Annotated in this window: 21 protein-coding genes and 2 pseudogenes; 10 read left to right on the top strand and 13 right to left on the bottom strand. The window is 70.5% G+C overall.

All coding sequences use genetic code 11. The features are described 5' to 3' along the window. Positions 1–45 precede the first annotated feature (45 nt). The 6 genes from ABD385_RS11860 to ABD385_RS11835 all read right to left on the bottom strand — a co-directional run bounded on the left by ABD385_RS11860 (position 46) and on the right by ABD385_RS11835 (position 5,679). Positions 46–633, bottom strand: a complete 588-nt coding sequence (locus ABD385_RS11860; RefSeq protein WP_344575126.1) for a helix-turn-helix domain-containing protein — start codon at positions 631–633, stop codon at positions 46–48. A 99-nt stretch (positions 634–732) separates the two neighbouring features. Next, positions 733–1,254: a gamma carbonic anhydrase family protein gene (locus ABD385_RS11855; protein WP_344575125.1), complete on the bottom strand. Its 522-nt coding sequence runs from the start codon at positions 1,252–1,254 to the stop codon at positions 733–735. 81 nt (positions 1,255–1,335) lie between these two features. Then, positions 1,336–1,794 carry a MaoC/PaaZ C-terminal domain-containing protein gene (locus ABD385_RS11850; protein WP_344575124.1) on the bottom strand — a complete coding sequence of 153 codons (459 nt, stop codon included), beginning with the start codon at positions 1,792–1,794 and terminating at the stop codon, positions 1,336–1,338. Beyond that, entirely contained in the window at positions 1,791–3,032 is a 1,242-nt protein-coding gene (locus ABD385_RS11845; RefSeq protein WP_344575123.1) for an MFS transporter, read from the bottom strand. Before ABD385_RS11845 ends, ABD385_RS11850 begins: the two co-directional genes overlap by 4 nt. Before the next feature lie 83 nt (positions 3,033–3,115). Continuing rightward, positions 3,116–4,327 (bottom strand): amidohydrolase family protein, encoded by a 1,212-nt coding sequence (locus tag ABD385_RS11840; protein ID WP_344575122.1) that lies wholly within the window; start codon positions 4,325–4,327, stop codon positions 3,116–3,118. Beyond that, on the bottom strand, positions 4,321–5,679 hold the full coding sequence (locus ABD385_RS11835; protein WP_344575121.1) for a MalY/PatB family protein: 1,359 nt from the start codon (positions 5,677–5,679) through the stop codon (positions 4,321–4,323). Before ABD385_RS11835 ends, ABD385_RS11840 begins: the two co-directional genes overlap by 7 nt. A gap of 765 nt (positions 5,680–6,444) precedes the next feature. On the opposite strand from ABD385_RS11835, the gene ABD385_RS11830 reads away from it, so the two are divergent. From ABD385_RS11830 to ABD385_RS11815, 4 genes and pseudogenes are all read left to right on the top strand, one after another. Further along, positions 6,445–6,585 (top strand): hypothetical protein, encoded by a 141-nt coding sequence (locus ABD385_RS11830; protein WP_344575120.1) that lies wholly within the window; start codon positions 6,445–6,447, stop codon positions 6,583–6,585. Between the two features lie 69 nt (positions 6,586–6,654). After that, a complete protein-coding gene (locus ABD385_RS11825; protein WP_344575119.1) occupies positions 6,655–6,927 on the top strand; it encodes a Tn3 family transposase in 273 nt (90 codons plus the stop codon). Between the two features lie 31 nt (positions 6,928–6,958). Continuing rightward, a pseudogene (locus ABD385_RS11820) lies at positions 6,959–7,144 on the top strand (MmyB family transcriptional regulator); the annotation flags it as partial. 235 nt (positions 7,145–7,379) lie between these two features. Beyond that, on the top strand, positions 7,380–7,745 hold the full coding sequence (locus tag ABD385_RS11815) for a recombinase family protein (RefSeq protein ID WP_344575118.1): 366 nt from the start codon (positions 7,380–7,382) through the stop codon (positions 7,743–7,745). A gap of 301 nt (positions 7,746–8,046) precedes the next feature. Here ABD385_RS11815 and ABD385_RS11810 read toward each other — a convergent pair whose 3' ends face one another. Then, positions 8,047–9,051: a helix-turn-helix transcriptional regulator gene (locus tag ABD385_RS11810; protein ID WP_344575117.1), complete on the bottom strand. Its 1,005-nt coding sequence runs from the start codon at positions 9,049–9,051 to the stop codon at positions 8,047–8,049. A gap of 160 nt (positions 9,052–9,211) precedes the next feature. Here ABD385_RS11810 and ABD385_RS11805 point away from each other — a divergent pair, with 160 nt between their 5' ends. The 3 genes from ABD385_RS11805 (at position 9,212) to ABD385_RS11795 (ending at position 11,882) form a co-directional block, all read left to right on the top strand. Then, the gene (locus ABD385_RS11805; RefSeq protein WP_344575116.1) at positions 9,212–9,634 is read left to right on the top strand and encodes a VOC family protein; all 423 of its coding nucleotides are present in this window, start codon (positions 9,212–9,214) and stop codon (positions 9,632–9,634) included. A 114-nt stretch (positions 9,635–9,748) separates the two neighbouring features. Beyond that, positions 9,749–10,780, top strand: a complete 1,032-nt coding sequence (locus ABD385_RS11800; RefSeq protein ID WP_344575115.1) for an aldo/keto reductase — start codon at positions 9,749–9,751, stop codon at positions 10,778–10,780. Between the two features lie 7 nt (positions 10,781–10,787). Then, the gene (locus ABD385_RS11795) at positions 10,788–11,882 is read left to right on the top strand and encodes a winged helix DNA-binding domain-containing protein (RefSeq protein WP_344575114.1); all 1,095 of its coding nucleotides are present in this window, start codon (positions 10,788–10,790) and stop codon (positions 11,880–11,882) included. Positions 11,883–11,885: 3 nt separating this feature from the next. On the opposite strand, the pseudogene ABD385_RS11790 reads toward ABD385_RS11795, so the two are convergent. The 3 genes and pseudogenes from ABD385_RS11790 to ABD385_RS11780 all read right to left on the bottom strand — a co-directional run bounded on the left by ABD385_RS11790 (position 11,886) and on the right by ABD385_RS11780 (position 13,359). Next, positions 11,886–12,390, bottom strand: a pseudogene (locus ABD385_RS11790) (Tn3 family transposase). A gap of 107 nt (positions 12,391–12,497) precedes the next feature. Then, on the bottom strand, positions 12,498–12,653 hold the full coding sequence (locus tag ABD385_RS11785; protein WP_344575113.1) for a hypothetical protein: 156 nt from the start codon (positions 12,651–12,653) through the stop codon (positions 12,498–12,500). Positions 12,654–12,891: 238 nt separating this feature from the next. Continuing rightward, positions 12,892–13,359 (bottom strand): MarR family winged helix-turn-helix transcriptional regulator, encoded by a 468-nt coding sequence (locus tag ABD385_RS11780; RefSeq protein WP_344575112.1) that lies wholly within the window; start codon positions 13,357–13,359, stop codon positions 12,892–12,894. Between the two features lie 169 nt (positions 13,360–13,528). Here ABD385_RS11780 and ABD385_RS11775 point away from each other — a divergent pair, with 169 nt between their 5' ends. Both ABD385_RS11775 and ABD385_RS11770 read left to right on the top strand, forming a co-directional pair. Further along, positions 13,529–14,755 (top strand): MFS transporter, encoded by a 1,227-nt coding sequence (locus ABD385_RS11775; protein ID WP_344575111.1) that lies wholly within the window; start codon positions 13,529–13,531, stop codon positions 14,753–14,755. 68 nt (positions 14,756–14,823) lie between these two features. Further along, positions 14,824–15,648: an aldo/keto reductase gene (locus ABD385_RS11770; RefSeq protein ID WP_344575110.1), complete on the top strand. Its 825-nt coding sequence runs from the start codon at positions 14,824–14,826 to the stop codon at positions 15,646–15,648. A gap of 134 nt (positions 15,649–15,782) precedes the next feature. On the opposite strand, the gene ABD385_RS11765 is transcribed toward ABD385_RS11770, so the two are convergent. Further along, positions 15,783–16,700, bottom strand: a complete 918-nt coding sequence (locus tag ABD385_RS11765) for an alpha/beta fold hydrolase (RefSeq protein ID WP_344575109.1) — start codon at positions 16,698–16,700, stop codon at positions 15,783–15,785. Positions 16,701–16,829: 129 nt separating this feature from the next. Here ABD385_RS11765 and ABD385_RS11760 point away from each other — a divergent pair, with 129 nt between their 5' ends. Next, positions 16,830–17,453, top strand: coding sequence for a TetR/AcrR family transcriptional regulator (locus tag ABD385_RS11760; protein WP_344575108.1), 624 nt, complete (start codon positions 16,830–16,832; stop codon positions 17,451–17,453). A 21-nt stretch (positions 17,454–17,474) separates the two neighbouring features. On the opposite strand, the gene ABD385_RS11755 is transcribed toward ABD385_RS11760, so the two are convergent. Together ABD385_RS11755 and ABD385_RS11750 are read right to left on the bottom strand one after the other, a co-directional pair. Beyond that, positions 17,475–17,957 (bottom strand): DUF7144 family membrane protein, encoded by a 483-nt coding sequence (locus ABD385_RS11755; protein ID WP_344575107.1) that lies wholly within the window; start codon positions 17,955–17,957, stop codon positions 17,475–17,477. Between the two features lie 262 nt (positions 17,958–18,219). After that, positions 18,220–18,795, bottom strand: coding sequence for an Rv1733c family protein (locus ABD385_RS11750; protein WP_344575106.1), 576 nt, complete (start codon positions 18,793–18,795; stop codon positions 18,220–18,222). Between the last annotated feature and the right edge of the window lie 188 nt (positions 18,796–18,983).

Here is an 18,983-nt window from a genome sequence, read left to right as displayed (position 1 = left end):
CACTGCCGCTGTGTCCCGCCGAACTCACCACCGGGTGCGCCCGGTTCACGGTGCCGTGCCTTGGAATTCCGCATCGACCTCGTCGGGCCGGGACGGTTCGACCAGGTCGGCGTCGCCTTCCTCGCCGTCGCAGGTGGTGAGGGTGTAGCCGCGCCCCCACGCGGTGCGGATCTCCAGCCGCAGCGGGGTGAGCCGGCGGCGGATCCGCATGATGTGGAGGTCGAGCGCGTTGCGACTGGCGTGGCGGTCGCCCTGGCACAGCCGCTTCCGCAGGGATTCGCGTGAGACGATTTCGCCGAAGTTGACGGTCAGCAGCCGGACCAGTTCCGCCTCGGTGGGGGAGACGGTCACGGTGCACGAGCCGCGGCGGATCACGCCGTTGGGATCGACCTGCGGAGCGTAGTGGCCCAGGTTGCGCGCCTGGAGCGTGGCGATGCGGACCCGGATGTCCTCGTTCCTGGTCGGCAACCGGATCCAGTCCTCGCGGACGTCCGCGGATACGGGCGCGTCGGTGCCCTCGTCGATGACCAGCAGCCTCAACTGCCCGGACTTCCGGCACCATTCCCGCTTGTACGCCTCTCGCGGCCAGCGGATGATCTTCACACACGGGTGACAGCTCGGACTGTTCAACATCGTTTCTCCTCGGCCATCCGCCGGTACCCCCGATCGTCGGTGTCCTGGACAACCATGGTGCGGAGCGCCGCAGTCGGCTGGTCTGCCGCGGTCATTCGGCTACACCACCCTGCGCAACGCAGTGCGGAACCGTCGGGCGGACGCGACGTAGTCCTCGACGATGTCCGCGACGGCATCCATGGGGAACAGGGTGTTCTCCCGGTTCTTCGCCGGAACACCGAGTGCGATGCAGCCGGACGGCACATGTCCGTCGAAGGTGACGACCGCGCCCGCCGCGACCATGGCACCCGACTCGATCACCGCGGAGTTGAGCACGATCGAACCCGATGCGACCAGGCAGCCGTCGCCGATCCGTGCGCCCTCGACATGGACCATGTGGCCGATCACCGTGCCGGAGCCGATGACGGCGGGTGTCTCGGGGGCCGCGTGGATCACGCTGCCGTCCTGGATGTTCGTCCGGGCGCCCACCTCGACGCGGCCGTCGTCGCCGCGCAGCACCACCTGCGGCCAGACGGACGCATGCGCGGCCACGTGCACATCGCCGATCACGGTGGCGTCGGGGTGGACATAGGCATCGGGATGGATCTGGGGTTCCACGTCGCCCAGGGCGTAAATGGGCATGTCGGAACGTTCCTTTCCTTCGGGGGACGAGCGAGGGAGGGGGAGAGGGGGGAGAGGGGAGTCGGGCAGGGGAGGGAAACGTCAGGCGTAGATGCGGTACACCACCTGGGCCACGCAGGCCGGTTTGGGCGCGCCTTCGACCTCGACGGTGGCGTCCAACAGCATCTCCCTCGCCCCGCCCCGGACTTCGGTGACCGTGCCGACCACGGCGTGCAGCCGCACCCGCGCGCCGACCGGTACGGGAGCGGGCAGTCGGAGCCGGTTCACGCCGTAGATCACGTTCATCCGGATCTCCTGGAACTCCAGCAGCCGGTCGACGAGCGTGCCCACCAGGCCCAGCGTGTGGAAACCGTCCGCCACGGGCCCGCCCAACGGCGGCGCGGACCCTTCCTCGGCGGCGTCGGCCTGGTGGGCGTGCCCATGGGTGGCGTGCGCGAAGGCCGCCACGTGCTCCTGGTCGACCGGTACCCACGGCGTCCGGCCCAGGTCCGTTCCCGCGAGCCCCGCGAGTTCGGCGAGTCCGTACACGGTGGTCGTCATCGGCTCTTCCGTGCCTGGGCGCGCTGCTGCACCGGCGCGCCCGCCGGCTGTCGCGGAGCGCGCGGTGGTGGGGCGTGCCGTCCGTCGTCCCCGCTGTTCGGACGTGCTTCTGGCCTGCGGGGTTCGCGCAGTCGCCACGCCAGGGCGGCCGGTACGAGGAGGATGCCGATCAAGGTGGCGAGCACGGCGCGCACGCCCCAGGCATCGGCGAGCATGCCGAACAGCGGGGAGAGGAGCCCGCCGGCAGACAGCGTCACGCCCAGCGTCAGCCCGCTCGCGGTGCCGATGCGGGTGGGCAGGTAGTCCTGGGCCAGGGTCACCTGTGCGGCGAACGGGACGAACAGCACCGTTCCGTAGACGAGCGCGCAGACGAGCACCCCGGCGAGGTTCGGCATGAGCACCATGCCGGCGACCGCGAGGACGGAGACGAGGTAGCCGTAGCGCAGGGACGGCAGGCGGCCCCAGCGCTCGGCGCTCCAGCCGCCCGCGAGGGTGCCGACGACACCGCCCGCGGTGAAAGCCGTCAAGGCCGCCGCCCCGGTCGCCGCCGAGACGCCGAAGCGGCTGATCACGTACGGCGCGGCGAGTGCGCCCATCACGACGTACGGAATCGACCAGAACACCGAGATGACGGAGAGCTTGCCGAACGCCCGCCAGTCATCGGCCCGGCCGGCCTGCGCCGTTCCGCCGTTCGCTCCCTGTGCGCGCGGGCCCGTCGCGGGGGCCACCCGCCAGAACCGCCGGACCAGAGTGCAGACCACGCCCATCGCGAGGGCGGGGAACGCGAGCAGCCAAGTCCCCGGGATTCCGGAGCTGTTGATGACCAAGGACACGTAGAGCGGGGCGACGGCGACACCGATGTTGCCGCCGACCGCGAAGATGCTCATCGACCGGGTGTCGCCACCGCCGATGACGCGGGCCGCCATGGCACCCGACGGGTGGTACGCGGCCAGGCCGATCCCCGCCAGCGCCACGGCCAACCACGTCCACACATAGGTGTCACCCAGGCCGGACAGGCCCACGCCGATGCCCGCGGTGACCATTCCGACCGGGACCAGCCACCCCATCGGCCGCCGGTCGGCCAGCAGTCCGACCACCGGCTGTATCAGACTGGACAGGCCGGTGGCGGCGAGCGTGATCCCGGTGATGAGGGTGTAGCTGTAGCCGCGTCCGGCCTGGAGGAAGGGCAGCAATGCGGGGATCGCGCCCTGGTACATGTCGTTGACCCCATGGGTCACGGTGAGCAGGGTCAAGTCTCTCTTGCTCTTCACAGGTCCCCCGTTGATTGATGGACGTTCTCCGGCGCCGGCCTGATGTTGCGTCAGGCGCGTTCTTCGGCGCCGCGTACGGCATGCGGCTCGCCTCTGGCCACGACGAGGCGCACCGCACGCAGGACTGACAGATCGAGGCGTGGATCACCGTCGACGACCACCAGGTCCGCATCGAGCCCCGGCGCGACACGTCCGGTCGTGCCGGACAGGCCCAGCGCACGGGCGGTGGAGACGGTGGCCAGTTCGATCACGCGCTCGGCGGGGAAGCCGAGCCAGGCATAGAGCTCCAGCATGCTGACGTAGTCGTCGAACACGGCCTGCGGGATACCCGCGTCGGTGCCCGTGATCAGGGCTACCCCGAGTTCGTCGAGCCAGCTCAGCCGGTCGTAGAAGGCGCGGGTGGCGGCTTCGCCGTCCCGCGCCAGTTTGGTCCGCCAGTCGTACCCGCACAGGGACCCGCAGACCGCGATCCCCCGTGCGGCCATCGACCGGGCGACGGCGGTGCGGCGGTCGACGCCGTCCGGTCCGTCCATCCACAGACAGTGCTCGACGGTGCTCACCCCCGCCTCCACGGCCGAGGCGACGGCTGCCGCACTGTGTGCATGGGCGGCCACCGGAAGCCCGAACCGGTGTGCCTCGTCGACGACCATGGCGAGTTGCTCGGTGGTGAACTGGGACTCCCACATCGCCGCGCCGCCTTCGGTGATGTGCCCGCCGCTGGCCATCACCTTGATCACATCGGCGCCGGCCTCCGCGTTGCGCCGTACCAGCGCCCGCAGTTGGGCCTCGTCGGCCACCTCACCCCCCAGGAACCAACAATGTCCGCCCGGAGGGGTCAGCGGGGACCCGGCGGCGAGAATCCGCGGTCCCCTGACGCGGCCGGCGGTGATGGCCTCGCGCAGCCGGATCGCCGCGGCCCCGCGGTCACCGAGGTCCCGGACCGTGGTCACCCCACAGTCCAGCAGCTGACCGGCGCGCCCGGCCATGGCGCTCAGGAGCCCGGGCGTGGGCACCTCGCTCGCCAGCAGTGCCGTGAAGGGTTCGGCGCTCGCGTCGAAGCTCAGGTGCACATGGCCGTCGATCAGGCCGGGCAGCAGCGTGCCGCCGGGGAAGTCCCACCGGGCCACGGACGCGGGCGCTCGGGCCACGATCGCCTCGCGTGGGCCGACTGCCGCGATCTTCCCGTCCCGGACGAGGACGGCCGCGTCCGTGGTGCGTTCCCCGACGGGACCGTGCAGCAGCTCACCCACCGTGATCAGCATGCCGGCTCTCCGGCCAGGGCGTGGGGGAGGACCTCCCTGCGGGATCCGGTGCCTGAACGTGATGCGGTGTCAATGTCCTTACGGGGCACCGCGCGAGGCGTGGTGGGCGCAGTGCCGGCCGCATCGCCCGCCGCCAGGCCGGCTCCGGCTTCCGCCGTCTCGGCCAAGCGATCGAGGAGCTGTTCCAGCAGCCGCCCCGACGTCGCGAAGTTGACGCGCACGAAACCGTCGCCGCCCGGGCCGAATCCGGGGCCGGAACCGAGCTCGACGGCCCCGCGTTCCCGGAACCGGGCTGCCGGGTCCGCGCCCCAACCCAGCGCCCGGCAGTCGAGCCAGGCGAGATAGGAGCCCTGCGGCGGATGGTGTCCGATCTGCGGCAGCCGCTCGGCCAGCCCCACGGCGAGCCGGTCCCGCAGCCGCGTCAGATGCCCCCGAACAGCGGTCAGCCAGGCATCCCCCTGCGTCCAGGCCAGCAACGAGGCATGCACGCCGAGCGGGTTGGCGGCGCCGTACAGTTCGACGGGCTGGTCGTCCCAGGCAGCGCGCAGCGGGGCCGGGCCCAGGTGCCCCACGGCGCAGCGGAGGCCGGCGAGGTTGAAGGCCTTGGTCGCCGAGGTGAGTGTGACGGTGCGCCGCTCGATCTCGGGGGAGAGCGAGGCGAAGGGGGTGTGGCGGTGCGGGGCGTGGGTCAGGTCGGCGTGTATCTCATCCGAGATGACCAGGAGGTCGTGTCGTTCGGCGAGTTCGGCGAGTTCGAGGAGCTCGGCCCGGGTGAACACCCGCCCCGTGGGGTTGTGCGGGTTGACCAGCACCAGGGCGCGGCAGCCGCGGTCCGCCACCTGTCGGGCGAGTGCGTCGGAGTCCCAGGTCCAGCCATCGGGGCCGTCGTGCAGCGGAATCGGGAGGAGTTGTCGCCCCAACCGGGCGAGGCCCTCACGGAAGGGGCCGTAAACGGGAGTGTGCACGGCTATCGCGTCGCCGGGTTCGGTGCCCAGGTGCACCGCGAGATGGACGCCCTGGGTGACGGTCGCGAACTCCCTGACCGGTCCGGGCTGCGGGTGCCAGTCGAACCGCCTCGCCATCCGTTCGGCGAAGACCTCTCGCACCGGGCTGCCGTCCGGCCAGTACGGATAGCCGAGGGGGCCGCGGTCGAGATACCGCCGCAGCCCCTCGCGTATCGGCTCCGCCACGGGGAAGTCCATCTCGGCCAGCCCGGCCGGCAGCACGCCGGGGGCCGTCTGTCGCCACTTCTTCGAACCGACGCCGGAGCGGAGAACGTTCGGGTCCACCGCGTCGAAATCGTCCGAGGTCTTCGGCGGCGAATCGGACGCGCCGCGCTCCCTCGCGTTCATGTTTCCTCCCCCGGTCCGTGCCTGTGCGCACGGGGTGCAGTACGGCACGTCACCGCGCCGCATATGCGTACGGCCCTCCGCCCCTCCGTTGGTTGAATTCAGAATTTATTTCGCACGTGATGGGGCGAAGCGGTTGCGCGTGCATCGGTCATGGCGGACGCTAATCGATTGCCGTCGCGCAGCACAGGAAATATTGCAGAGATCTGTCAAAGGTAAATAGAACTTTAACTGCTGACACTCCGACAGGGTTCCATGCCCAGCTGGTCGAACGGATAGCGTGCTCGCTTTGCGTCGCCGCCATCTCCCGCCTGGCCTCCCCATCTGGCATTACCGGTCGGTATTCCGCGCCGGTGGGCGGCGAATGATCGAAAATCGGGCCCCCTCGCCGGCTCCCAGCGGAATATCGGCGACGCCCTGCAAATCCACCTCGCGAAGCCGAATTCCAGACGAAACACAAAAGCGACAGCCGGGTCTGTTTTCGGGGTGCGGGTGCGGGTGCGGGTGCGGGTGCGGGTGCGGTGCGAGTGCGCCTGTCCCGTCATGACTGCCGGGGCGACGCTGTCGGTTGAGGCCGTCGGTCATGACTGTCGTGCAGCAAGTCGCGGATGAGGCCCTGGAGTCCTAGCTCAGACACCAGCCGCAAAGTAGGTCGCGGGTGGCCGGACAAGCCCGTTTCCGGTCCTGGGCGTCGCCGTCGGCCTGATCGAGTGATCGAGGCCGAAGGGGAAGCTGTCCGCCGCGCTCACGGACGGCTCGGCGGGCGGGGTGAAGATCACCACCCGCAAGGGCGAGCCGTGGATCACCGTGCCGAAGCTGGAGCCGCTGGCCGAGCCCACCGGCTTGGCGGCCCTCAAGGACGAGGTCGCACGCTGCTGGGGCGTCCTGGACCTCTTGGACGCGTGCTGAAGAACGCCGACTTCCCGACCGGCTTCACCGAGGAGTTCCCCTCGGTCGCCGCGTACGAGCGCATCGAGCGTGACACCCTTCAACGCCGCCTGCTGCTGGCCCTCTTCGCCCTGGGCACGAACACGGGCATCCGGGCTGGCCACCGGCGAGCACGGCGAGCGCGAGGCCGCGCTGCGGCACGTCCGCCGGGACTTCATCACCATCGACAACCTGCGCACCGCAGTGACGAAGCTGGTGAACGCCACCTTCGCCGCCCGCGACACCGCCTGGTGGGGCCGAGGCACCGCGTGCGCGTCCGACTACGTCGACACCCACTGCGCGAGCATCGTCGGGTTCGCGTAAACCGAGTTGCTCAACTTCCGCCTGCTGCCTCAAGAGGATCGTCCACCCCATGCTCGGCGTCATCGAACTCGACTGCTACAACCTCCTCAGCGAGGACGGACGCCAACGCCTGCTGTGGTTCACCGCCCCGCCCGGAAGCCCAGGAGCCGAGCAACTGGAACTGCTGTCTGTCGTAGGGACCCAGGAGCTGAGCGTCACGGAGGGCATGGCGCCGTAGAGGTTGTCCGTGGCGGAATCCCGATCGCAGCGCTGACCCGCCGGAGAGCCAGGACCGCCTTCCCCGCAACGCGTGGCGGCCCTGCCCCCACAGAGATATGTTCTCCGGTCCGGGGCTCACGACGACCCCCTTGATTCCCGTTTTCCCCACGCTCACGGGACGGTCTCCGCAGCGGCAGGTATACCGGGCGCGGTAGTGCGGGTGTTTCATACGGGTGTTTCATAGGTGGTCGCTCATGAAACACCCGGCCGGGGGGGTGTCCACCCGCGCCACCCGGCGCCCCGAGCTGGAGGCCGCCGTGAAGCTCGCCGGGGAGATCCGCTCCTCCGGCGTCGCCGTCACCCTCGTCGTGCACGAGCGCAAGCGGCTCGGCCGCGGCATCGAACTCGCCATGCTCGCCGAGGAGCTGACAGCGAGACACGTCGGCCTGGATGCGCTTGGCTGCGAGCGCGTCGAGCTGTGTCCGGAGTTCCTGGGGGAGGGTCGAGCGTCGGGCGTATCCGATGCGGATGTCGGCGCTCGGGATGTCGGGGGCGATGGGCGCGGGCGCCGGGGTGCCGGGCCGCCACGGCTGGCCGGGCCCGCGGTCGGCGGGGGTTGACACGCGCAGGCGTTTCGCGAGCCGGGGCACCTTGGTGAAGCGACTATGCGGTTTGAGGGTCCGTCATGACCCCGAGTGCTGTCACAGACATTTCTCAGAACGTGCCTGGTTCCATTTCTGAGTGAGAACGAGTCGTGACAGTGAATCCGCGATCCGGACCGCTTCCGTCGACCGTTCTTGATCTTGCTCCGGGAAAGGGTCGTTTATGCGAACCCCTTCCCTGCTCTCGGATTGCGCGTAACTGATCGTTGGGTCGGCGGCGGAGGTTGGGACGGGTTGAGCGGCGTGGTGAGTTCTGTTCTCACCGCGCCGGGACGGTCTCTGGTCTTGTGGTGCGGGCTGCGTGGGCGTAGCGGGCGGCGAGGTCCCCGAATGCGGTGGCCAGTTGGGGCGGGCCGATGACCTCGATATCGGTGTCGAAGCGACCGATGGCGGCGGCGAGTCCGGTCCATGACCAGGAGCCGAGGATGAGTCGGCAGTGGTGGGGGTCGAGTTCCACGACGATTCCGTCCTGGGCGAAGGGCGCGACCTCGGCGGCCGGGAGGTGGAGGATGACTTCGCCTCGGCAGGGCCAGTCGGTGGTGGTCCCGTCGTTGCCGCGGAATCGGCTGGTGATGAAGGTGGCGACGTTGCCGTCGGGGAGGTCGCGCGGGGCGAAGTGAGGGCCGGTGGGTGTGCGGGGGCGGATGCGGTCGGCGCGGAAGGTACGCCAGTCCTCGCGGTGGAGGTCCCAGGCCACCAGGTACCAGCGATGACGCCAGGTGACCAGGTGGTGGGGTTGTACGCGGCGGACGTCATCGGCCGAGGTGCTGGGGCCCGGGGCGTAGTCGAAGCGCAGTTCCTCGCGGGCGTGGATGGCGCGGCTCAGGTCCATCAGGACCTGAGCGTCGACCGGGGGGATGTCGCCGGCCGCCGCGGGCGGTTGGACGGCGGTGATGTGCAACAGGTCGATGCGGTGGCGCAGACGGGGCGGCATGACCTGGCGGAGGGTGGCCAGCGCGCGGGAAGCGTCTTCGGCGACGGTGGTGCCGACGGCCGCGGTCCGCAGCGCGACGGCCAGGGCGACGGCCTGCTCGTCGTCGAACAGCATGGGCGGCAGGTGAGTGCCCGCCTCCAGGCGGTAGCCGCCGGCCGGTCCCTTGACGGTCGTGATCGGGTACTCGAGTTCGCGCAGGCGGTCGATGTCACGGCGCACGGTGCGCGAGGTGATGCCGAGCCGCCCGGCGAGATCATCGCCGGACCAGTCACGGGTCGTCGTTTGAAGGAGCGAGAGCAGCGCGAGCAGCCGAGCGGACGTTTTATGCATGACACCCATAGTTCCTGGAGTACCGGACACACCCTGTCCTCTACCTCTGCCATCGTGGCATACGAGCCGTTCGGGAGGCATACCCCCCGGTCACGGCCGCCGCTCGGCAGCATCGGCGGCCGACGGCGCACATGTGTCATATCGAGGCAAGGAGCAGGTCATGTCTGTCACGACCACCACTCACCTGAACTTCCGGGGCACCGCGCGTGAGGCGCTGGACTTCTACCAGTCCGTCTTCGGCGGACGTACCGTCGCGGTCACCTACAAGGACGCGGGCGCCGTGCGGAACGAGAGCGAGGCGGACTGGGTGATGTGGGGCGAGGTGGTCGGCGGCAACGGCTTCCACGTCATGGCCTACGACGTGCCCTCGCAACTGCCCTGGAACCAGGGCGAGAACTCGTTCTTCGTCTCCGTGCGTGGAGATGACGCCGAGGAGATCAGCGCCCTGTGGGGCAAGCTCGCCGAGGGCTCGACCATCGTGAGTCCGCTGGAGCCCGCGCAGTGGGCGCCGCTGTACGGCATGCTCACCGACCGCTTCGGCGTCACCTGGGTCCTGGACGTCACCGCTCCGTACAACGGCTGAACCAGCTGACCTGGACCTGACCATGCCTACGCCGTCCGGGCCGCCGCAGCCACACGGGCGGCCCGGACGGCGCGGGCACCGAACACGTACAGCAGCGGAAGGAAACGCGCCCCTGTGAGGATGCGGAAGCTGGGACGGACCGGCATCGAAGTCAGTGCCTACTGCCTGGGCACCATGGTGTTCGGCAAGATGGGCAATCCGAATCACGACGACTGCGTGCGCATGATCCACCGGGCGCTGGAAGAGGGCGTCAATTTCGTCGACACCGCCGACGTCTACGGCTACAGCGAGACCGAGGAGATCGTCGGAAAGGCCCTCAAGGGACACCGCGACGAGGTCGTGCTGGCGACCAAGTTCAACGGACCGATGGGCGAGGGCCCCAACCGCGGCGGCAGCTCTCGGCGCTGGGTCGTCCAAGCGGTCGAGGGCTCGCTGAAGCGGCTGCGGACCGACTACATCGACCTCTATCAGATCCATCACCCCGACCCGTACACGGACATCGAGGAGACCCTCTCCGCGCTCACCGACCTCGTGCGGGCCGGGAAGATCCGGGCGATCGGCTCCTCCAACCTGCCGGCCTCGGAAATCGTCGAAGCCCAGTGGGTGTCCCAGCGGCGTGGACTGCACCGCCTGCGCACCGAGCAGCCCACCTACTCCCTCCTCAACCGCGGCATCGAGCGGGACATCCTGCCCGTCTGCCACCGCTACGGCTTGGGCGTTCTGGTGTGGAGCCCGCTGGCCATGGGCCTACTCACCGGCCGCTACCGCAAGAACGCGCCGCGGCCGGACAACGCCCGCATGGACTGGGTCCCCCGGCACCTCACCGACGAGCGCAAGCTCGACGCGGTCGAGCAGTTGCTCACCCTCGCCGAAGAAGCCGGTCACTCCCTCACGCACCTGGCCATGGCCTTCGCCACCAGCCATCCCGACGTCACCTCCGCCATCATCGGCCCGCGCACCATGGACCAGCTGGACGACCTGCTCGTCGGCGCCACGCTCACCCTCGGCGACGACATTCTCGACAAGATCGACGCGATCGTCCCGCCCGGCACCGACATCGGCCCGCTGGACGTCTCCTACACACCTCCCTCCCTCACCCACACCGACCTGCGCCGACGCCCGTCCCACGAACGAGCCGCCGCGTGAGAATGCCATGACTGTCCTTGACGCTCGTGCCCTCAATCGCGCCACCCTCGCCCGCCAGCACCTGCTCAAGCGCAGCGACAGATCCGTATCGGAGGCAGTGGCCCATCTGTGCGGCCTGCAGGCGCAGGATCCTCAGGAGCCTTTCACCGGGCTGTGGTCCCGCCTGTCCGACTTCAAACCCAAGCAACTGGACGATGCGCTGACCGGTCGCGCGGTGGTGCGCACCCACCTGATGCGGCGCACCGTCCATCTCGTCACCGCCGACGACGCGCTCGCATGGCGAGCCCGCCACGACGCAATGCTGCGCCAGCGAGTACTGGGAACCTACCGGCGCGAACTGGCCGGCATCGACGTGGACGAGGTCGCCGCCGCCGGCCGCGCGGTCATGGCCGACCAGCGGCCCCGCACCATGACCGAGCTCGTACAAGCTCTCGAAGACCGTTGGCCCGGCCCACCACGCCGTGTCCTGGGCGAGCTGCTCATCGCAGCCCTCATCCCCATGGCCCAACTCCCGCCCCGCGGTCTGTGGCACCAGACCGCCGGCGTACGCAACCTGCCGTTGAGTACCTGGCTGGAACGGGACATCGCCCCCGTGCCAGCCGATGACAGTGATCCCGTCGGACAGCAACTGCTGCACCGCTACCTCGCCGCGTACGGGCCCGCCGCCAGTGCGGACGTACGTGCCTGGTGTGGCCTCGCCGGCCTTCCCGCCGCCATCAAAGCCGCCCGAGAAGAACTCGTCGTCTTCCGTGACGAACGCGGCCGCGAACTGCTCGACCTGCCCGACGCACCCCGCCCCCACCCCGACACCCCGGCCCCCGTCCGGTTCCTTCCGGCCTTCGACAACGCCATCCTCGGCTACCACGACCGTAGTCGCATCATCGACGCCGCCCACCTCGGTCTGTCCGTAGCAGGCCACCGCACCGTCCTTGTTGACGGACGCGTCACCGCCACCTGGACCGTGCGCGACCACCAACTCCACATCAGCTCCCTGCGCCCCCTCACCGCCCTGGAACAGGAAGCCGTTCACACCGAAGCCCAGGACCTGACCGCCTTCCTGGACAACTGCATCGAGCACATCCAACTCGACACCGAAAACTGACGATCACGCATTCCAGGTCCCGACGTGACGGGACTGTTCCCAAAACGTGCCAGCGCCGCCCGCGTGGACCGGGACGAGCGCCTGGCGGTCCGCGTCGGTGAGCTTGTCCGCCCACCTCGGCGCGGCCAGGACCTCCTGCACCAACAGCGTGTTGACGTGCACCAGTGCCGACTGGAGCAGGTGCAGTGCGAGCATGCTGACCTTCTGGGACTCCTTGTCCGAAGTTGCAGATGAAGGCGGTACGCATCGCCCGCCCGAGTTCTTCGATCGCCCGGTAGGTGGGGTGCTTGGGGCCGCCGCGGGTGAAGCGGCGCAGGACCTGCTCGGCCTCTGCGGTGCCCAGGCGCCGGGCGATGGTGTACTTCACGATCTGGTCGTACTGCTGGGCGATCAGGTCCCGGTCGATCGTCTTGGTGGAGAGCACCGGGCCCAGGTTCGGCCACTTCTCGTCTTCCCCGGCTGCCGGCCGGTACAGCTTCGCCGAGCCGACGTTCTTCAGCCTCGGCATCAGCCAGCTTCCGCAGGGCCGCGCGCATGGTGGCGCGGTTGACGAACAGGTGCCGCACCCGCCGCAGCGTCGCCTCGCTCCCGCCGTGCTTGCCCCTCGACCCGAATTCACGGCTCGCCGTGCTTCTGCACGATCGCCACCCCGCCCGTCGTACCCTCCGCCAGCGCCTGCCCGAAGCGATCCAGCGAAGTGCGGAGCCTGCCTTGCAGGGCGGCGATGAACTCCCCGGCGTCCTGCGGCCGACCCAGCGCGGCGTAGTGCACCTCCCGGTTGTCCTCGAAGTCCGCCGGCAGGTCGTCATCCGGGTTACGTCACCGGTTCGCCCCCACCACCCGGACCTCCCGGCGCCGCACCGCATCCCGAAGCGCCACCAGCACGCACAGCTCATACGGGATGCGCTCGACCCGGCCGTGCGGCTGACCGCTGCGGCGTTGTGGCGGGGCGCCATGGAAGCAAGTGCCGGTCCCAGCCCGTTAGTTGGGGGACTGGGCCAGCGGTGGGTCAGGCGGGGTGGATGCCGTCCTGGAGGTGCTGGACGGCGCGGACGAGCGGCGCGAGGGCGGGTTCGGTGGCTGCCTCGTCGAGGGCCTGGCGCAGGGCGGTGTTGTGGGTGGGGCGGGCCGCTTCTAGTAGGCGCCGGCCGTCGTCGGTGACGTTGGTGTAGATGCCGCGGCGGTCGGTGGGGCACAGGAAGCGCGAGAGGAGCCCGCGGTCCTCCAGTCGGGTCACCAGCCGCGTGGTCGCGCTCTGGCTGAGGACGACGGAGTCGGCGACCTGGCGCATCTGGAGGTGGCCGCCCTCGCCGTCGTGCTGGCGGCTCAGCACGTCGAGCAGCGCGTACTCGCGCGCGCTGAGCCGGTGCCCGGCCTGGAGCGCGCGTTCGACGCTGCCCTCGATGCGTCCGTGCAGCAGCGAGAGCGCCGACCAGCCGTGCGCCAGTGCGGTCATCGCCGGGTCGGTGGCGGTCATGAGCGGCTCCCTAGGTCGGGTCGTGCGGGCGGCGGCACCGGAGGGGCCTACCGCGACATCACCCACATCACTATACCCGCGTTTGCCATTAACCAGCGTGTGCAACTATTGTTGAAGCGCGTAAGGCGCTTGCGCATCTTCCTTCTTCTCATGTCAAAGGACCCTCGTCATGCCGCTCGCACTGCTGGCCCTGGCCATAGGGGCTTTCGGAATCGGCACCACGGAATTCGTGATCATGGGGTTGTTGCCCCAGGTCGGAGGGGACCTCGGGGTGTCCGTGCCGACCGCCGGCTTCCTGGTCACCGGCTACGCCCTCGGCGTCACGATCGGCGCACCGATCATGACCGTCCTCGGCACCAGGATCTCCCGCAAGAACATGCTCATGCTGCTGATGGGCCTGTTCATCCTCGGCAACCTCATCTCCGCCGTCGCCCCGGTCTTCGCCGTCATGCTGATCGGTCGGGTCGTCGCCTCGCTGGCGCACGGCGCCTTCTTCGGCATCGGTTCCGTCGTCGCCGCCGAACTGGTGGCACCGGAGAAGAAGGCCGGCGCGATCTCCATGATGTTCACCGGACTGACGGTGGCCAACGTCGTCGGCGTGCCCCTCGGCACCTTCGTGGGGCAGCACGCCGGCTGGCGGGTGACCTTCCTGATCGTCGCCGCCCTCGGCGTGCTCGGCCTGGTCGGCGTCGCCAAGCTCGTCCCCGACGTGCCCAAGCCGGCCGGGGTCCAACTGCGGCACGAGGTCGCCGCCTTCAAGGACACCCAGGTCATCTTGGCCATGGCCATGACGGTCCTCGGCTTCGGTGGCGTGTTCGCCGCGACCACCTACATCGCGCCCATGATGACCGGGGTCGCCGGCTTCGCTGAATCGTCCGTCACCTGGCTGATGGTGGTCTTCGGACTGGGCATGGTGACCGGCAACCTCGTCGGCGGCCGCTTCGCCGACCGCAAGCTCATGCCCCTGCTCTACACCGCCCTGGGCGGACTGGCGCTGGTCCTGCTGCTGTTCGCCTTCCTGGCCTCCGGCAAGGCAGCCTCCGTCGTGGCGATCTTCCTCATCGGTGCCCTCGGCTTCGCCACCGTCCCACCGTTGCAGAAGCGCGTCCTGGACCACGCCCACGGAGCCCCGACGCTCGCCTCCGCGGCCAACATCGGCGCCTTCAACCTGGGCAACGCCCTGTCCGCCTGGCTCGGCGGCCTGGTGATCTCGGCCGGCCTCGGCTACGCCGCACCCAACGCCGTCGGCGCCGTCCTGGCCGCCGCCGCGCTGGCGCTGGCCGCCCTCTCCCACCGGCTCGAACGACGCCGCAGTCGCACCGCCACGGCCCCCGGCCCCGTCGCCGCCCCCGACCAGGACGCCGCGCCCGCCGCGGCGGGCGCCGTCCGCTCCTGACCCCCGTACCCGCACGGCACCGCACGCGTGCCCGCACCGGTCCCCTCCCCATGAAAGTAGTGCCCCTGATGACCTCCGTTCCCCACGTGACGCTCAACAACGGCGTGACCATGCCGCAGCTGGGCTTCGGCGTCTTCCAGGTCCCCGACGAGGAGACCACCGCCGCGGTCACCAGTGCCCTGGAGGCCGGCTACCGCAGCATCGACACCGCCGCGATCTACGGCAACGAACGCGGCGTCGGCAAGGCCCTCGCCGCCTCCGGCCTCCGCCGCGAGGAGCTGTTCGTCACGACCAAGCTGTGGAACGACGACCAGGGCCACGACCGGACGCTGGCGGCCTTCGACGCCTCCCTGGACAAGCTCGGCCTGGACCACGTCGACCTCTACCTGATCCACTGGCCCACCCCGGCCCGTGACCTGTACGTGGAGACCTATCAGGCGCTGGAGCGGATCCTCACCGACGGGCGGGCCCGTGCCATCGGCGTCTCGAACTTCCAGGTCCCGCACCTCCAACGGCTCCTGGAGCACACCGGCACCATCCCGGCGGTCAACCAGGTGGAGCTGCACCCCGGCCTCCAGCAGAGCGCGCTGCGCGCCTTCCACGCCGAGCACGGCATCGTCACCGAGGCGTGGAGCCCGTTGGCCCAGGGCGCGGTCCTCGACGACCCGGGGATCGTGGGCATCGCCGCGGCGCACGGCGTCACCCCGGCGCAGGTCGTCCTGCGCTGGCACCTCCAGACCGGCAACATCGTGATCCCCAAGTCCGTCACCCCCGCGCGCATCCGGCAGAACCTCGACGTCTTCGGCTTCGCGCTCACCGACGCGGAGCTGGCCACCCTCACGGGCCTCGACCGGGGGCTGCGCACCGGCCCGGACCCCGACACGCTGAACTGACGCCGCACGTCCCGGGTGCCCGGCCACGCCGGCGCGGCAGTTCCACGGCCCCGGACGAGAGATCCCGGCCGATCGTCCGATCGGTCGGGATCTCTCGCGTCGACTGGCAACTGGGGCGTGCCGGGCGCGCTGGGTCAGTCGACGGTGTCCATGAAGCGCAGCATCCGGCGGTTGACCTCGTCGGCGTGGTCGATCTGCGGTCCGTGGCCGGTCCCGGTGATGATCTCGGCGCGGGCCCCGGGGATCACGCGGGGTACCCGCTCCAGTTGACGCTTGGGGTGCACGAGCAGACTGCGCTTGCCGAGCACGAGGTAGAGCGGGGTGCGGACGGTCGACAGTTCGGCGTCCGACAGGGGGAGCGGGGCCGGGCGGCGGATGCGGTGGGCGCGGACCGCCGCCCTGACCATCGCGCGCAACTCCGGCACGACGAGCACCGGTTGTTCGAGCCAGGCGGCCAGTCGCGGCCGCAGGGCCTTGGGGGCGGCGGTCGCGAACAGGCTGGCGAAGATCCAGGCGAAGAAGCGCAGTCCCACCCTCTCCAGGCCGCCGGGATCGAGCAGGGTGACCGAGGCGAGACGGTCGGGGCGCCGGTGTGCCTGGTTCACGGTGAGCCAGCCGCCGTAGGAGGCGCCGACGAGGTGGACGCGGTCGAGGTCGAGGGCGGCCAGGGTCTCGTCCAACCACTGGGCGGCGCGCTCGGGTTGGTGCAGGGGCGCGCGCTGCACGCTGCGCCCGGGGTCGCCCGGGGTGTCGATCGCGTACACCGGGCGGGCGGCGCTGAGGGCGGGGGTGTTCGGGTACCACATGGCGGAGCAGGAACCCGAGCCGTGCACCAGGACGACGGGGGTGCGGGAGCGGGCGGCGGGGTCGGCCGGCTCGTAGCGGTAGACGTGGGTGGTGCCGAAGGAGGTCTCCACGTCGCCCTCCGCGACGGCGGTGGCGCCCAGGGCGTAGACCGCGTCGCAGGCTGCGAAGTAGCGGTCGCGCAGGGTGTCGCTCACGTAGCGGCCGACATCGGCCTGGGCGCGGGTCGTGGTGTTGGGCACGGCCACCTCCGGGGAACGGGTTGTTCGTGGTCTTCGTGATACGAACGTACCATGAAGTTGATACGGCGGTATCATCAAAAGGGGCGGGGGAACCCAGTGCCGAACCAACGCGACTGACGAAGGACGACGCGACCGATGCCCAAGCGCGTGGACCATGCCGAACGACGCAACGAGATCGCCCAGGCACTCCTCCGGGTCGCCGGGCGACGCGGGCTGCACGCCGTGGGGATGCGGGACGTGGCCGCCGAGGCCGGGGTGTCACTGCGGCTGGTGCAGTACTACTTCGAAACCAAGGAGAAGCTGCTGCTCTACGGATTGCAGCGGCTGGCCGAGGGATTCGGCGAGCGGGTCGCCGCCCGCCTGCGGGCCGCGGGGGACGGCGCCGGACCGCGCGCCGTGATCGAGGCGCTGCTGATGACGTCGCTGCCCACCGACGAGGCGAGCCGCACCTTCCACCTCGTCTACACCTCGTACGCCGTGCTGTCCGTGACCGACCGGGCGCTCGCCGGTCAGCCCTTCATCAAGGACCCCGACGCCGCCGAGGACACCCTGGCCGAACTCCTGCGCCAGGCACAGGAGGCGGACCTCACCCGACCCGGGGTCGACCCGCGCAAGGAAGCGATCGGCCTGCTGGCCATGTCCGCCGGGCTCGGCACCAGCGTCCTGGTCGGCCAGCGCACCGCCCGGTCCGCCGCCGCCGTCCTGACCCACCAGCTCGACGGGATCTTCCGGGAGGGTGGGGGCGGCGCGCCCGCCTAGGCGGGCGCCGCACGGTCCCGCTCAACCTCCTTGTGCTGCCTGCTCGGTCGCGTCGGCGGAGGGACCGCCGTAGACGCACAGCCCGTAGATGGCCAGCACGTCCAGCGCGATGATCAGGACCGACCACACCGGGTAGGACGGGATGAAGAACATCTGGGCGAAGGCGTTCAGGCCCAGCACCGCGACACCGAACCAACGGGCGGCTTCGGAGCCCTTGGTGAGCACGCCGACGGCGGCCGCCGCCTGCAGGATGCCCAGGGCGAGCATCAACCAGCCGAATGCCTGCAGGTCCCCGAGGACCAGCGAGACGTTCCCCACGAAGACGTGGGAGTTGACGATCGCCGCGATGCCGTCGAGGCCGTTGAACAGGGCCAACAACGCCAACATCACCCCGGCGAACATCACCAGGCCGTGGCCCCTGTGGTCCTCGTGCCGTGGTGCGGTCGATCTCCCGCCGTAGCCGGGGTGCGGTGTTCCGGTCGGGTGACCTGCTGCTGATGCCATGGGAACCTCCGTGATCGAGGGGCGGTGCACCGCTGCCGCACCGGTGAAGTCCCTCGACGCGCAGGGGACTTCGGCCGGGGCGTCGCTCCCGCCGTCCGGACCGTGACCCGGCGTACGACGTCGGGGAGGACGGCGGTTCCGGCTGGTCAGCCGGCCGGCAGCGCCGGGCGGGACGGCCGCCAACTTCAGCGTGGCAGGGACGTTCCCGGGCCGCCACGCGAGGCGCCGGGGCGCCGCGACCCGAGCCCGGCGCCGCCGCCGCTCACTGCTGCGGGTGCCGCCACCGGGCGTCGACCTCCGCCCACTCCTTCTCCCACTGGGCGTACCGCCGACGATCCAACAGGCGCACGGTGAGCCGCTCCGCGCCGAAGAACAGCAGCCCGGCGGCGGAACCGACCACCGTACCGGCCACCACGCTCTCGGCCAGTGAGTCCGTCGGGGTGCTGGGGTCCCGCACCAACGCCCCGTTCCGGTCCAACCAGACCGTCGTGCGGTCCCCGACGTGGACGCCGGCCGCCAGGGTCGTCTCGCCCGTCCGCACGGTGTGGTCCGGCGCCGTCCAGCGCACCGTCGTGTGCACCCGGCCCCCCGTGCCGGTCCCGCTGTCGACGGTGATCCGGGTGGCGGGTTCCTGCGTCACCACCGCGGAGACGGGCCGCCAGCTGGCACTCTCCCGGTGGGCCGCGGCGTCCACCGCACTGCCGGCCACCACTCCCGCGGCCGGGGCGGCCACGGCGATCAGCACCCCCGTGGCCAACACGACCCAGGACTGCGCCACGTCCGTACCGCGCCGGAGCGGGCCGGGCCGCCAGGGCGGACGGAACTTCGCAAGAGGCATCACGCACCCCCTTCGCCTGCACTTCGAGCGTCCCACACCTGGCCCGCCCGCCCCACACCACGGAGTCGGCGCCGCCCTGCGGGAACGCCGGGGACAGCCGATCGTGGAGGAGAGGGTGCGGAGCGTGTTCGCCGGCGCGGTGGGAAGGCCGCCGGGGCCCGTCACGCGGCCGGGAGGAGTTTCCTGGA

It is taken from the genome of Streptomyces lunalinharesii (genome assembly GCF_039532155.1).
Classification (GTDB): Bacteria; Actinomycetota; Actinomycetes; order Streptomycetales; family Streptomycetaceae; genus Streptomyces; species Streptomyces lunalinharesii.
This window is presented reverse-complemented; position numbering and strand designations above follow the sequence as displayed.